A 14,211-nucleotide genomic window follows, 5' to 3' on the forward strand; every position below is an offset into this window, starting at 1 on the left:
AACACCTTACTTATTGGTATTTTGCTTGTATTTGTCCTCGAGAGAATGTAACGCCTCCACATAGCTTTTTTCATTTAAAGCTTTTAGTTCATCATCAAACTTACCAATTTCTGACCTAATCCAGTTATGATAATCTATATTCTTTTTATTAAGATACATAGAGGAACTATTATCAATGAAGCCATTCTCTCGTAATAGGCGGTAAATACCACCTATAACCCATTCCTCATCCGTACATTTTACATATTCGGTAGTGGTATAACTAAATATATCTGATCTATTATCCAATCGTTTCAACTCAAGACTTTGTGCACCCTTTTCCTTCCATTTCCTCCACATTTCCGTTACCTGACTAAGTTTTGACAACTCAGTTGTCAATTCACTTTCATTTGCAACATTAGTATAGATTCCTTCAGTTGCATTCGCGATTTCCTGTAGTTGATTTTGGCCCTTACTATCAATATCAAAACCGATTACATTTATAATTGGTGTGATATTAGAGCTGTATAAATCCTTTGCTGCCTGAATGGGGTTATCATTACATGTTGCAATTCCATCACTTACGAGATAAACAATATTCGTATTTGTTCCCCCATCAAATTGTGATAAATCCTTTTGTGCTTCTTTCAATGCTAGTCCAGTTGGAGTATAGCCTGTTGGTTTAATAGTATTAAGAGCAGATTGAAAACTCGTTTCATCATAAGCGGAAATTGGATATACTATTTCACTGCTGCTGCATGAAATAGCTTTATCTGAACTGGCATTGCTGCCTTTATGACCATAAACTCTTATACCAACTCGTGCCTCTTTAGGAAGCTGTTTAACAAAGCCCATAATAGACGATTTAGCTGCGTCCATTTTTACTTTTCCATTAACCAGCCCAGCCATACTTCCCGAAGCGTCTAGGATGATTTCAACATTTAGATTTTCTTTAAATTGATATCTTGAATCTTCGATTTGTGGGTCCCCAATGGATTGAAATCTCATTTGCCTTATCAATTCTTCGGGTCCTTTATAATCTCTTTGCACTTTGCTTAATAGTATCTGATAAAAATAATCAAGCTCTTGGTCCGTTGGTTGTTTTGAAATATCAGGAAGCTCCTTGAACATTTCCAAGAGCTTTTTTATGTCAATTTCACTCCCGATTTCTAAATACTTTAAGTCACTAAACTCACCTGCAGGTCTCGCAGCTAAATTTTCATAAGTACTTGGAAGCGGTACAATTTCACTTTGAGGTTTAGAATCCTTTTCTGTTTTATTGACTGCTCCAATCCCACCTTTGTTTTTTTCCTCTGAGCTTGTTCCATTACTTTTGTTGCATCCCGATAGGATCATTCCAAGTACAGATAAAATTATTAAGAAACTTAAAAGATATCTTTTTTTCACGACTTCATCACCTACATTAAATATTGAAATCTTCTTTATGTTGTTCATTGACAAGTCCTGGCACATGTCAACTATCTCCAACACTCTTTAATTTCTTCAGAACACGGAACCCGGAAAGGACACCTTATATTTACTACCGTATCTAACAACCATATAATTACATAATTGTAACTACAAGGTACATAAGTATGAAAAAATATGTCTTTTTTATAAGGGTACCCTCAGCTTCTCTCCATGTTACAGCAAAATAAAAAGACACAGTTGAGTTAATTCTATTTCTAGAATGGACTTGGCACTGTGCCATTTAAATTTATCAATTTGGTACTTTTTCGAGTGTGCACCTAGAACTAAGTAATGGTCGGTTAATATGTCCAGCCATTATCTTTCGCATATTGTTCCACATCATCAATTCCTTTTTCGCGAGCTTCCTTTGCTAATCGGTTGTATTCTTCTAACTCCCCTTGGTCAATCACTTTATAGTCTCCTTCTTCATTTTTGACAATCCCCATATCAACAAGAGCCCTGCATCCTGTCATTAATAGGGTCAGAATCGCGACTATACTAACGAATCTCATCTTTTTTTTCAATGCGGCACCTCCATAAAAGAACTTAATTCCCTCTTCTGTTTTGTTAAAAATACGATTAATCTTCGATTCTATTTATAATGCAAAGAAAATAAACAAAAACAAAAACAAAAAGACAATTAAAGTTGATATGAGAACAACCACTAATCCTTTCCATGCCGAAAACTGGTGGACCTCGGCTACCGCTTTTACAATCACCACGAAATACCAAATTGATAGTATTAGCTCAATAACTGAGATTATGATAATCATAATTAAACTAGGCATACCTAACGAAGGGACGTCTGCTGAAAAGGTCCATTCACCTAGAACGCTAATTTGGGGAATCCATAATAATAAAGAAAAAATCAGTGGTACATTGGACCATGCCACGGCATACTGTAATTCTTTAAACATTGCTTCTCCACCAAATAATTTTCCAATTCCCTTATAGATTGCACTTAATAAACACCAAAACAGCATGCCTAAAATTGGTCCCAAAATGAAGCTATATAATAGAACCTCGCCAGCAGTTACACTTAATCTATCGGACAAATCTGAGTTGTAGGCAAAATTTAAAAACGTAGCAATACCGCTAAGAATTGCTAATATAAAAAGCATTTTAAAAGAAGAATTTTGAATAACATACCTAATGGTTTTCCGTGGCTTTACCCAAATAGAAAGCCAGGGTTTTAGATTTGAACCAACTACATTTTTGCTTATATTTGCCTCCCTATTCACTATTTACATCCTTTCTATTTATGTTAAAGATTTTCTTTAATGTCTGCTTGTTCCTTACCAACTTCCTTGTCATTAATTCCTTTTTCTCTAGTTCCTATTCCTCAAATTGGGAAATATATGATCCCCATATATCCTTTCATGAATTTCACAATCATTTTCCACCATTCGTTGAACTCCTAATTCTCCTTCCGTGATGTTCAATCTTTTTCCGTCTGAATCTGACTCATATCCCGCAATGGATTCATGTTTGCTAAGGTTAATCGTCCGACCCGATAGAGATTTATACTCAACGATTAGATGATTGACTTGATTCGCTTCCTCGATGGTAATATAGCCGCGTCCAATTTAAGATTGTTTATAAATCGATTCTATTTCTACAAAGATTTGTTTTAACCGTTCTTTTCTTACTAAATATTGTTCACATACATAACAAATCCGGTCAATCTCTGTTTGAATTTCAGAGAGTGAAAGTGTTTGCTCTTCTTTTAGTAGCTCCCATCGTTTTAGTTTTTTTCAAACGGCCATGGGTCTAATTCTTTATCAGCAAGAACGAAATGCAGGAGTGGAACAAGAGAACCGTCCCCTTGCTCCACCCCTTTGCACTATGGATTTCTAACCTTTTGCTTAAGGGATTTCATTATAACCTCGTAATTTTTTTGTTCGTTTTCTATCATCTGTTGAATGCCAATTTCATCAGCTTCAAATCTCAAGCGTGATCCATCTGGGGCTTTTTCAAATGCTACTATCGCCTTTTCCAGTGTATTAACATTAGTGTAGCTGTTTAAAAGTTTTATTAATTCATATAACTCCTCACTATGCTTATTGCTGACTTTACCTTTATTGGTTTGTAGATACTCAATTACCTTTTTGGCATCAGAAACATTATTTAAAGTCAATCTTCCTGCTATATATATAATTGATTTATACTTTACAACTAGCTGGTTAACCTTTTCTGAATCTTCTACGGTTATATACCCTCGTCCTATTTGCGATCCATTGTGTATTTCCTCTATTTCTTTATATATTTGTTTCAACCTTTCTTGTCTAAGAACATATTGTTCACACACATAACAAATCCGATCAATTTCAGGCTGAACTGCTGAAAGAGAAAGCTTTAGTTCCTCTTTAAGTAGTTCAAATAGTATCAGCTTTCGCTCAAAGGGCCAAATTGTCAGTTCCTTTTGTTTAATTATTTCATCTGCAGCTATTCCAATGCACCCATTGTAGCTATCTATATATTGCAATACCTGTTTTGCTTCCTTATTGGATGGCAATTCTCCATTTGGTTGAAAGATGAGATATCCTACAGGTTTGTTAAAAGAAACATAGATTGCATAGTAATAATATGCATCATTCATAAAAATTGCATATGGTACGATATTTACATTCTCAAACCATTTCTTGTATCGTTTAATTAAATTACGTATGGCGGGAGTTTCCTTAAGGACTAATTTTGGGGACTGTATCATTTACCAAACCACCCTTTTACCTTTTTCCATTTCTTGCCCCAGCTTTCGGCAATTTCATCTCGTCGTCTATAAAGCTTAACTGCCGAGCTTCCTAATTTCAATGCCGCTCCTACACCTATTAAACCTACTGCGGCAGCTTGACCTACTGGAATTGCAGCAGCAATTCCGCCGCCACTCATTAGCATGTCACCAACACTTCCAACAGAATCTACGATTGCATCCGTTCGCTTTTCACCTGTTGAGTTGACGGCCTTTTTGATATTATCATATGTTTCATAGGAAGCATAACCTAATCCCAATGCTGACAGGACCCCGCTTGTTTTCGAAGTTGCTGCCAAGACATTTGATGCGCTTGTAGCTCCTAAAGCCCCTGATGGCAATGTCCTTCCGGCTATCTCTGCTCCGCGCATTGTATTTTTAATATCATATAAATTTTGATAAGCATCCCAAGTTTCTTTTATGGTATCGTAAGCCTCTACAGGTGCATTTAGTCCAGGGTCGTCAACAATAGTTTTAAATCCTTTACGGAGTATAGAACCTTTAAAATCATTTACTTTCGTAAGGGTAATATCCACATTATTTTCATTTGCAAGTTCATCCACCAGCTTAATAGTTCCGAATCCGATATCCTTAATTGCAAAATCTATATAATCCTTTAAGTCCTTCTCTTCTTCCTTTTTACTAGATGAAGGATTTTTGCTGCTTTCACTATTGCTGGCATTTTGATTATTATCATTAGAATTAGTACTTGATGGATTCAGGCTATCAACTTGGTCTGAATGAGGGCCGTTGGTACTGTTCTCTTTTCCTGATGGAGAATTAACTTGTTCTGAATTGCCCGACCATGTTTTTCCTTCCCACGTGTTCCCTGTCCACGGTTTTTCATCCCATGTCTTTCCTTCCCATGTCTTTCCCTCCCATGTATTACCTGTCCAGCCTTCCGCAAGAAAGACGGTTGGTAATACCGGAAATAATATTAAGAGAGAGACAAAAAAAAGGATAAGTACCTTTTGGAATAATTGTTTCATAGATGTCATTACTTTACACCTCACTTTTCCACTTCAGAGTGAACATAGAAATAAGCACTGCTGTAAATGGGAGTATAAGTAAGTTCATTAAAATCTGTATACTAAAGACTGCACTATATTTAGAGGTAAACATTGAAATACCGACTGACCCAACTATGTTCATACCAATCTGTAAAAGCCCTGTTACAAGGATAAGGAGCAGTAGTAAAAAGAAATGCTTTTTCCCAAGGTAAAAAGCTTCTCGCAACGAACTTTTTGTTGCTTGATTTTGAAATGCTGTTATGTATGGCATTAAATACAAACAGACTAATAGGAATATGCCTGGGGCAATTAGCATCAAGGATCCAACAAATACAACAGTTACGAAGATAATGGCAAAAATAAAAACAGAGAAACCATGAATTAGAAAAGTCAAATAGGACTCCCGCATTTTGGCTTCTATCCCTTCAAGGTCGCAATAGACAAATCGGGCAAAAGGCAGTTGCAACAGTACAAGAAAGATAAATAGAAGATAGCCATTTGCAATGTCGCCGAAAAGGACATGACTAGTACCATCGTAAAGATAGTAAATGTAATTAATTAAAAAAATAGCGAATACTAATACAGGCAACACTATAGTCAACGATATCAAAAGAAGATAATGAATATTTTTAAAATAAAAAGTGATACTGTCTTTGAATGTTTGCATGAGTTATACTTCCTTTTTAATTACTGTCCAAAAAAAAAAGACTCAGTAAGTTAAGACCCCACATAAACGATACTTGGATAGCCTTAACATGCTGTGTCTTTACGATTATAAGTTTTATTATTAAACTAACACCCTTAATATCCTAAAGCCTTCATAAATGCTAATTTTGGGCCCAAACCTTTTTGGCTTAGTGTTATAGATTTACTTTTCTTTTCTTCCCCTGATAACTCTTCTTCCTTTTTTCCAAAAATCCAATTGAAAATGGATAGCCAATAACGATTTTCGACTTTTGATTGAAAGCGACCTCCACTATTAATCTGCACTTCCAACGAATTTCCCTGATTTTCCTCTACAGATTTCTCCGCCTCAGTGACAGCTTCATTTAAATCAATCTTTGATTCTAATAAATCTCTTAATACATCATTGCCACTATTTAAATCCCCTTCGACCACTCTATCAAAGGCATTTTTGAAATCATCATTCGTTACAAATGGTCCATGATCATTAATTCGCGGCCAAATCTTTGAATAAGTCCTATCTTCATCGTCCAACGCATCATGTGCATCAACTGCACTTTTTGCTTGCTCTAAAACGACCGATGTAACTACTAAACTAGCCTGTTCTGCAGCAATCGATGTTCTTTGTTTAAATAAGAGCACTTCACCTGCTGTATATATAACAAAAAAAAGTATAACTAATAAAAATAACGAAGATAACAGCAATATGCTTGAGCTTCCCTTTTGATTGAGTATTTTACTCATTCAATCACCCTACTGTGTGCCTCATAATTAATCAATAACGGTGAAAATTTATCAGAAAAAGAATCAGGTAAATACTTTATATGATATTTAACATTGATTTTAGCCGTGAATAGTTTTCCTGCCATAGGAAAATCTAAGCCTACTAATTCTAGACTATCGTTTGTTCCAATAATCTTTCCAGCCGCATTTTCAGCGATAACTTTATCTCCCGTAGTTGAATAAATCTTAGCAGCTTCGTTTGCAGCAGACTGGACTAAATTCACTGAATAGACCGTGATTAATATTTGATAAAATAACGCTAGAATAAGAAACATTATCGGTAAAAGCCCAATAAACTCAATTGTCTGAGACCCTTTTTCATCTTTCATTCTATTTATAAGTATTTTTCCTTTATACATTCAGTTCCTCACTCCTATTTGTTTGTAATAGGTAGTATTGTTCATTTTGCCATCTATGGAAGCATTTTGTCGTAAGAATACATATAAATGGGAACAAAATGAGATTTAATATAAACTGCAAGGCAAAAACTGCACTATACTTAAATGTTATTAATGATACTCCATATAAAGTAACGAGACTCAACATACCCTCAACAATAGAGATTAGGGAGATAATGAAAAATATAATAAAAAACCTTTTTTTAGATATACGAATCGCCTCACGCCAACATTTTCCTGCCGGTATATTTTTAGCCACTGAAATATAGGGTGTTAAATAAAGAAATATAATAACTAGTATTCCCGGTACTATGAACATACCTAACCCTATTATTACTAAGACGGCATACAACATCCCAAATAGTAATAATGACAGCCCTAATTTGGCAAAGCTTAAATAGGATTTAACAAGAAGGTGATCTTCTCCTTCTAAGTCACTATAAACAAACTTTATAAATGGAATTTTTAATAACATCATAAAAGCCAAAATTAGAAAGGCATTCAGGATCTCAACTACAAAGGAGGAAATTACTCCATCATATTTTAAAAACCAATAGTTTACTAGAAATATATGAATAAGATAAAAAGGGAGTAAGATTGTCAAGGATAGTAAAAACATTTTCTCAAAATTTTTCATATAGTATCTGAAACTTTCAACAATTAAACTCATAATTACCACCTTTTTACGAAATAAAGAGTTAAGTAAAAATTGACTTTATCCCACTCCAAGCTTTGTCTATTGTACCTCTTGCCTTATCTAAGCCTGTTGTCATTTTATCTATAGAATGATAGATGAATTTTACAATTTGTTCTTCACTATTACCAAGCTTGCTTCCGGCAACATTAAGCCCTTTAAATAAAAGTAATAATCCAGTGCTGATTGCTGCACCTTCTACGATTGGTGGTATATAGGTTGTTGCCGTATCGACAGCCAATTTCCCCAAAAGGGAAGCAGTATTTTTGGTTGCTTGCCATTTCTGTTTAATACCATTTGCCATTGGCCAGTTTGATAACTCACTTAGTCTCTCTATGTTTGAAAATATCAGATTCCCACTAGCGATATAGGGGCTTAAAGGAGATTTCAAGATTGTATTCTCGCTCATTCCTCCTCTAAATTCTTCAATTACATTCGCTTGGTATAAGGTATTTTGACCAACATCAACGTTGATTCCTCTAGTTGTGTTAAACCATAAATTCTTTAACCAACCGATGGGACCATCTGCAAGTTTAAGCTCCTTTATTAGTTCATTCCGGAAGTCATTTGGCATCTCATGATTATATACAGAATTCATTTCCTCTTGAGTGATTTGATTATTCATTATCTCCCCTTTAATTTCTTTAAAAAAGTCTTTACGTTCATGACTTATTTTTAATTGTGAGGGAAGATCAAATATAGAATAACTATATAATGAATCTTGGGCATTTACGCTCGGAGATTGAGGGTGATTAAAAGGCACAGCATCTGATAAAGGGTTGCTAATCCTATTATTTACTTGCCAAATTTCACTTTCCAAAGGACTACCTTCCCAACTGTTTGCTTGCCATGTTTCACTTTCCCAAGGATTACCTTCCCAACTGTTTGCTTGCCATGTTTCTACTACCCAAGGACTCCATTCCCAACTGTTTGCTTGCCATGGTTTGGCTTCCCATACTGTTCCTTTTGATGTTTTACCTGTCCATAGCGCTCCATTCCAGGTATTCCCTTCCCATGGATTACCTTTCCATTCCTTTCCGTCCCAATACTTTCCGTTCCACGGATCACTCGTCCAAACGGTTCCATTCCATTTGTCTATTCCCCAGTTTCTACCTTCCCATGTATTTCCGTCCCAAGGGTTCTGTTCCCATGTAGGGCCTGTCCATGTTTTACCTTCCCAAGTCTCCCCTGTCCAGGCACCACTTGCTGCACCTATAGTTGGGAAAAAGGAAATTAGGATTATTAAACTGGAAATGAACAATACTATTGTTTTATAATATATTTTTCCTTCTGTTTCCAAACTAAACTCCTCCCATTTTTCCTACTGGTGCTTCAAATTTATGATTAAACCAAAAGTGGAAATGAAAGATAAGCAATTTTATTAATTATTCAATTCATTTACATTTTTGTCATATGTCTCTTCAATTAAATTTTTAGAATCTTGATATTGATTGTGTCTAACTTCTGTTGCTTGTTTCTCTATTTCTTTTGCACTGTTTTTGATTACGTCCTCACGCTCATTAGCCCTGCTGTAAATATAATCTCTTGTTTTGCGATTAATCTTTCCATCCCCAAAGTTGTATAAGTAATCTGCTGCAAAATGTATTGTTAATTTTTCTTCTAGTGCTGCACTAGTCATTTCAGTTTTATATTTTAATATTTCAAGCCACTTTTCATTATCGTCGCTATCCAGATAGATCGTCGAGTCCCGCTTCCAAGATTCCCATTTCCTTGCTAATTCCTTTACTTTGTTTAATTCAGCAATCAATTCTTTTTGATTTTTTGCTGAAACATAAATTCCATTTGCCGCTCCCGCCATTTCCTTAAGTTGTTGCTGCTCATCACTAGGGACATCAAAGCCAATGATATGAACAACAGGCTGAATATTAGACACTGCAATTTCTTTCGCTGCTCTAACTGGGTCGCCACCACAGGTTTCAATGCCATCTGATACGAAGTATATTAAGTTCGTATTAGTTTCACCATCTAAATGCGCCATATCTTGTTTTGCTTCATCTAATGCTTTAGCCAAAGGGGTCCAACCGACAGCATTCACATTGTTAAGGGCTGCTTTGAACTCATCAGCCCCATAGGGCTTCATGCCGTAGATTTGCTCAATTTTATTGCATGAGTTTTCTTTTCCGCCACCGACATGACCATATACGCGTAACGAGACATTTGCATTGTTGGGCAAAGAAGAAGTAAACTGATTAATCGCTTCTTTTGCAATAGCTAATTTTGTCTTTCCATCAATCTTTGCTTTCATACTTCCGCTGGCATCAAGAATAACTTCTACATTGAAATTCTCTTTAAACCGATACCTTGGGTCATCAAATTCCGGCATTGTAATAGATTTTTGCTCCAATCCCGGCAAATATTTATACTCCCAAGCAAAAATTGAAACTAATTTTTTAAATAACGCCTCATTGATTTCCTCATCACCGCTGATGCCCTTAAAATCTGGCATCTCATCGAGCACTTTTTCCATATCTTCTCTTCCACCATTTGTATAATTCATACCCGCAAACATGCCTGGTGGGTAATTTACTAAATCATCCATAGTCGCTGGGGCAGGCGGGGCTTTTAACTCAGAAAGGATTGCTCGTTTGCGCCTATCAGCTTCTGTAGAAACCTCACTATTCTTGATTCCTTTTGCTAAGCGACTTTCACTATTATCTTGCTGAGTCTTCGAATTCTCTGAACTTTTTCCACTACAACCCGCCATTACCAATGCTATCGTTAATATGAAAATAAAAAGAATTAAATTTTTAGAACATCTCATATTATTATTCTCTCCCCATCAACCCAAATGGTAGAAATACTAATAATTTTGACACTCACCATTTTATAAAGCGAGTGTCAAAATTGTATACTCAATCCTATTCTTGACCAGTTACTTTTTTAATCATATTTAAAAATGCCGTTTTTACTGCTTCTTTTACTGAATTGTCGCCTACTGCACTTCCAATTATTCCGGTAAGTACAACAACAACACCCGCAATGGCAATCCACTCTAGCGATTGTGAACCTTTCTGATTATCTAATTTTGTTTTTACCTTTACATACTGTTTTAAAGCCCAATTCATCATCGATTTTCTACCTCCATTTTTTTTAGCTTTGTAAAATTTCTAAATGATAAAAGTACAACTTCTCTTTCAGGCATCACGTCCTTTAAGTAAGCTTTTATTTTAGAAATTAAACATGTTGAATAAATTGTTATCCCCCTTGAAGAACATGTTTAATATCATTAAAGCACCGAGCATAATAACCGCTGTTGGCGCTATAATTAACGTTGTAATTAAAGTGATTTTCGGCGAAGCTTTTGCTGCTTTTTCTTTCACCTGTTCCTTGCGAATGATCCGCAAATCTTCTGCCTGATGCTTAATCGTTGTTGCGATTGGAACTCCTAGCTTTAATCCCTGAATCAAAGCCTTAATCAATGATTGAAACTCGGGATTATCATTACGCTTGATTAATTCTCGATAAGCATGTTCTCTCGAAACCCCCAGTTCAATTTCCTGGTTATAACGAACAAATTCTTCATGGATGGGGCCATCAAAATATTTAATAATTTCCCGTAATGCTTGATCCATCCCTATACCTGCCTGCAATGAAACACTTAATGTATCTAAAAAGTCTGGCAAATCCAACCTAAGCTGTTCCTGTCTTTTCTTGGTATGGCTTTTCAAAGCAAAGACTGTCCCAAGAAAACCCATTAGTGGTAAGAAAATGACCCCATATTGGGAAAGTGGAAAGCCTAAAATAAATAGGCCTATCCCTGTAATAAACCCAATCAATGCAAGCACAATCTTTAGGCCCTGAAATTGATCCACTGTTAACTCAAACGGATAGCCGGCCTTCATCAATAAACTTTCAATTTCCTGAGATTCACTAAAAAAATTGATACGATGGCCGATTGTAGAGAAGTCATCCGCATGTTTCGTAAGTTTTTTAATAATCCGATATGATAATTTGTTTCTTTTATTTTTTTTCTGTCCCCTTTGATTTAGAATCAACTGAGATATATGGGTGTTCAATTCTTGGCGATTGGTAAAATATATATAATAGTCACGTAAGGCTAACCCAATAGATAAAACAATTAAGACAACGCTGACAATAATAACAGTATCCATCCTGCTACACCCTTATATTGGTTACTTTTTTAATTAGAACAAATGCCAAAACTGTTCCCACTACAAATATGGCGATCAAAATAACCCCAATCCAACTAAATAGTGGCTCAATAAACCCTTCTTGGATTTTATTCATCAATAAAATTAGAAAAATAGGCATGAATGGTAGAATATAAGCTATATATTTTTGCTCGGCAGTCATTGTTTTAATGGTTTGATTTAAAATTTTTCTTTCTTCAAGCGTTGTCGACATTTCATTCAGCACCGCATGGATATTCCCACCTGTACGTTTTTGGATAATTAAATTAGCAATGAAAAGCTTGAATTCTCTTGAGTGAATCCGACTTTGCAAGTCTAACAATGCCCGATCAAAATCAATTCCTAATCTTAATTCATGCGTCAGTCTTTTAAACTCTCTATTAGCCGGGTAGGATAGCTCTTTGGCGACAATTTCAAATCCTTGATTCAATGTCATCCCAGCTCTGGTTGCATTCCCCAAAAGCCGGCAGACTTCCGAAAGTTGTTCGCCGAACATATCTTGATATTTGTTGCGTCTTACATAGAAAAGAATCCGTTTAACAACCCACATTGCTATAAAACCGATGATAATATTGTACGGATAGCCAATTCCTACAAAGTTATTAATTAAAAGAGCTGAAGACACGGCACCCAAAAGTAACAACCCATAGAATTCAGATGAAGTTAAATGAATATTAACTTGGATTAGCTTTTGCTGAACTTCCTTCCCATAGCTGGTTTGGTCAAATTTATCTCCTAAAACGAGAATGAAGCTTTTTCTTTTTTCCGTATCAAACCATTCTTCGGCCCTATGCTTCCATTCCTTTTTAGCAGCGCGATAGCCCAGCAAATTGTATAGTCCCCAAAGCGCAAAAAAGCTAGCTAAACCAAATAAAATTGGAGAGAACATCATGATTAATCACTTCCATTTACCGGGGTAAACATATCTCTATCGATTTTGACCCCGAATATTTCCAGACGTTGTAGACATCTTGGTATAACACCTGTTGGGGTGAAATAGCCCAAGACTTTACCATCACTGGTCATTCCTGTTCTTTTAAAAGTAAATATTTCCTGAACTTCGACTTTGTTCTTTTCTTTTACTACTTCAGAAATAGCAACAATCTTTCTCTGTCCATCCGTTAACCGCTCACCTTGAATAATGAATTCAAGTGCCCCTACTATATATTCTCGAATAATAGAAGCCGGCAAATCCATTCCTGCCATGATGACCATTCCCTCCACACGGGCAATTGCTTCTGCAGGTGAGTTGGCATGGACAGTAGTTAACGAACCTTCATGACCGGTATTCATTGCTTGCAGCATATCAAAGGCCTCTGCTCCACGGACCTCCCCGACAATAATACGGTCGGGTCTCATCCGTAATGAGTTCTTTACTAATTGCCGGATGCTTATTTCACCTTTTCCCTCCACGTTTGCCGGCCGCGCTTCCATCCCAACAACACTGGCTCGGTCTAATTTAAGCTCTGCCGAGTCTTCTATTGTGACTACCCGCTCATGATACGGTATCGCCCTTGCCAAGGCATTTAACAGGGTTGTCTTCCCGCTGCCCGTACCTCCGGAAATGAGCGTATTCATCTTCGCTTTTACAATGCCTTTAATAAACTTGGCCATAGCTTCCGTAAGTGAACCCATTAAAACAAGCTCTTCCATTCTAAATGGATCTTTACGAAACTTTCTTATGGAAACTAATGTCCCATTTAAGCTAACAGGAGGAATAACCGCATTCACCCGGCTTCCATCCGCTAATCTGGCATCTACCATTGGTGAACTTTCATCAATACGACGGCCCAGTGGGGCGACGATGCGGTCGACAATATGCCGTAAATGGGTTTCATCCCTGAACTTCAAGTCTGTTAATTCAAGGCGTCCCCCTTTTTCGATAAACACTTCATTATGTCCATTAATTAGAACCTCTGTTATCGATGGGTCATGCAAAAGTGGCTCTAGCGGTCCTAGACCAACCGATTCATCCAATAGTCTTGTAATCAGCTTTTCTTTATCCTGCCTTGATATGATCACCTTTTCCTCAGCCATAAAATGGCTGATTCGCTGTTCAATATTGAGCCTCATTTCCCCAGGCGTCATACTTGTCAACTGATCAAGATTAGATTCTTTTAGCAATCTTGCTTTATAGTGATCAACAAGCTCATTTAAATAGCTATTATAAAAGGTTGAAGGATCTGGTTCAGTTCGAAAGACTCCCTCCCTTTGAACTTCAGGCTGTTTAACACGGAGTTGTGTTCGATTAAAAAGAGACATAATATCCTCC

Annotated in this window: 15 protein-coding genes; all 15 read right to left on the bottom strand. The window is 36.3% G+C overall.

What is annotated here, in order from left to right:
* Window positions 1–6: 6 nt before the first annotated feature.
* On the bottom strand, window positions 7–1,386 hold the full coding sequence (locus tag ACNQFZ_RS09760; RefSeq protein ID WP_458415056.1) for a vWA domain-containing protein: 1,380 nt from the start codon (window positions 1,384–1,386) through the stop codon (window positions 7–9).
* A 362-nt stretch (window positions 1,387–1,748) separates the two neighbouring features.
* Window positions 1,749–1,973, bottom strand: coding sequence for a hypothetical protein (locus ACNQFZ_RS09765; RefSeq protein WP_458415057.1), 225 nt, complete (start codon window positions 1,971–1,973; stop codon window positions 1,749–1,751).
* Between the two features lie 72 nt (window positions 1,974–2,045).
* Entirely contained in the window at window positions 2,046–2,690 is a 645-nt protein-coding gene (locus ACNQFZ_RS09770; protein WP_458415058.1) for a Yip1 family protein, read from the bottom strand.
* 602 nt (window positions 2,691–3,292) lie between these two features.
* Window positions 3,293–4,159, bottom strand: a complete 867-nt coding sequence (locus ACNQFZ_RS09775; protein ID WP_458415059.1) for a hypothetical protein — start codon at window positions 4,157–4,159, stop codon at window positions 3,293–3,295.
* Window positions 4,156–5,196: a hypothetical protein gene (locus tag ACNQFZ_RS09780; protein WP_458415060.1), complete on the bottom strand. Its 1,041-nt coding sequence runs from the start codon at window positions 5,194–5,196 to the stop codon at window positions 4,156–4,158. The genes ACNQFZ_RS09775 and ACNQFZ_RS09780 overlap by 4 nt, the downstream gene beginning before the upstream one ends.
* Window positions 5,197–5,200: 4 nt before the next feature.
* Window positions 5,201–5,875, bottom strand: coding sequence for a hypothetical protein (locus ACNQFZ_RS09785; protein ID WP_458415061.1), 675 nt, complete (start codon window positions 5,873–5,875; stop codon window positions 5,201–5,203).
* A gap of 134 nt (window positions 5,876–6,009) precedes the next feature.
* Complete coding sequence (locus tag ACNQFZ_RS09790) at window positions 6,010–6,636, bottom strand: hypothetical protein (RefSeq protein WP_458415062.1); 627 nt, start codon at window positions 6,634–6,636, stop codon at window positions 6,010–6,012.
* On the bottom strand, window positions 6,633–7,034 hold the full coding sequence (locus ACNQFZ_RS09795) for a TadE family protein (protein WP_458415063.1): 402 nt from the start codon (window positions 7,032–7,034) through the stop codon (window positions 6,633–6,635). Before ACNQFZ_RS09795 ends, ACNQFZ_RS09790 begins: the two co-directional genes overlap by 4 nt.
* Window positions 7,027–7,743 carry a hypothetical protein gene (locus tag ACNQFZ_RS09800; protein WP_458415064.1) on the bottom strand — a complete coding sequence of 239 codons (717 nt, stop codon included), beginning with the start codon at window positions 7,741–7,743 and terminating at the stop codon, window positions 7,027–7,029. Before ACNQFZ_RS09800 ends, ACNQFZ_RS09795 begins: the two co-directional genes overlap by 8 nt.
* A 28-nt stretch (window positions 7,744–7,771) precedes the next feature.
* On the bottom strand, window positions 7,772–9,067 hold the full coding sequence (locus ACNQFZ_RS09805; protein WP_458415065.1) for a hypothetical protein: 1,296 nt from the start codon (window positions 9,065–9,067) through the stop codon (window positions 7,772–7,774).
* A gap of 81 nt (window positions 9,068–9,148) precedes the next feature.
* Complete coding sequence (locus ACNQFZ_RS09810; RefSeq protein WP_458415066.1) at window positions 9,149–10,549, bottom strand: VWA domain-containing protein; 1,401 nt, start codon at window positions 10,547–10,549, stop codon at window positions 9,149–9,151.
* Between the two features lie 97 nt (window positions 10,550–10,646).
* The gene (locus ACNQFZ_RS09815; RefSeq protein WP_458415067.1) at window positions 10,647–10,856 is read right to left on the bottom strand and encodes a hypothetical protein; all 210 of its coding nucleotides are present in this window, start codon (window positions 10,854–10,856) and stop codon (window positions 10,647–10,649) included.
* 99 nt (window positions 10,857–10,955) lie between these two features.
* The gene (locus tag ACNQFZ_RS09820; RefSeq protein WP_458415068.1) at window positions 10,956–11,900 is read right to left on the bottom strand and encodes a type II secretion system F family protein; all 945 of its coding nucleotides are present in this window, start codon (window positions 11,898–11,900) and stop codon (window positions 10,956–10,958) included.
* Window positions 11,901–11,904: 4 nt separating this feature from the next.
* Window positions 11,905–12,831 carry a type II secretion system F family protein gene (locus ACNQFZ_RS09825; RefSeq protein ID WP_458415069.1) on the bottom strand — a complete coding sequence of 309 codons (927 nt, stop codon included), beginning with the start codon at window positions 12,829–12,831 and terminating at the stop codon, window positions 11,905–11,907.
* A gap of 2 nt (window positions 12,832–12,833) precedes the next feature.
* Window positions 12,834–14,201 (bottom strand): CpaF family protein, encoded by a 1,368-nt coding sequence (locus ACNQFZ_RS09830; RefSeq protein WP_458415070.1) that lies wholly within the window; start codon window positions 14,199–14,201, stop codon window positions 12,834–12,836.
* Between the last annotated feature and the right edge of the window lie 10 nt (window positions 14,202–14,211).

It is taken from the genome of Schinkia acidoalkalinis (genome assembly GCF_054301215.1).

Coding starts and splice junctions, on each gene's coding strand:
- ACNQFZ_RS09775 (WP_458415059.1), bottom strand. CDS start 4,159: ATGATACAGTCCCCAAAATTAGTCCTTAAGGAAACTCCCGCCATACGT.
- ACNQFZ_RS09780 (WP_458415060.1), bottom strand. CDS start 5,196: ATGACATCTATGAAACAATTATTCCAAAAGGTACTTATCCTTTTTTTT.
- ACNQFZ_RS09785 (WP_458415061.1), bottom strand. CDS start 5,875: ATGCAAACATTCAAAGACAGTATCACTTTTTATTTTAAAAATATTCAT.
- ACNQFZ_RS09790 (WP_458415062.1), bottom strand. CDS start 6,636: ATGAGTAAAATACTCAATCAAAAGGGAAGCTCAAGCATATTGCTGTTA.
- ACNQFZ_RS09795 (WP_458415063.1), bottom strand. CDS start 7,034: ATGTATAAAGGAAAAATACTTATAAATAGAATGAAAGATGAAAAAGGG.
- ACNQFZ_RS09800 (WP_458415064.1), bottom strand. CDS start 7,743: ATGAGTTTAATTGTTGAAAGTTTCAGATACTATATGAAAAATTTTGAG.
- ACNQFZ_RS09810 (WP_458415066.1), bottom strand. CDS start 10,549: ATGAGATGTTCTAAAAATTTAATTCTTTTTATTTTCATATTAACGATA.
- ACNQFZ_RS09815 (WP_458415067.1), bottom strand. CDS start 10,856: ATGATGAATTGGGCTTTAAAACAGTATGTAAAGGTAAAAACAAAATTA.
- ACNQFZ_RS09820 (WP_458415068.1), bottom strand. CDS start 11,900: ATGGATACTGTTATTATTGTCAGCGTTGTCTTAATTGTTTTATCTATT.
- ACNQFZ_RS09825 (WP_458415069.1), bottom strand. CDS start 12,831: ATGATGTTCTCTCCAATTTTATTTGGTTTAGCTAGCTTTTTTGCGCTT.
- ACNQFZ_RS09830 (WP_458415070.1), bottom strand. CDS start 14,201: ATGTCTCTTTTTAATCGAACACAACTCCGTGTTAAACAGCCTGAAGTT.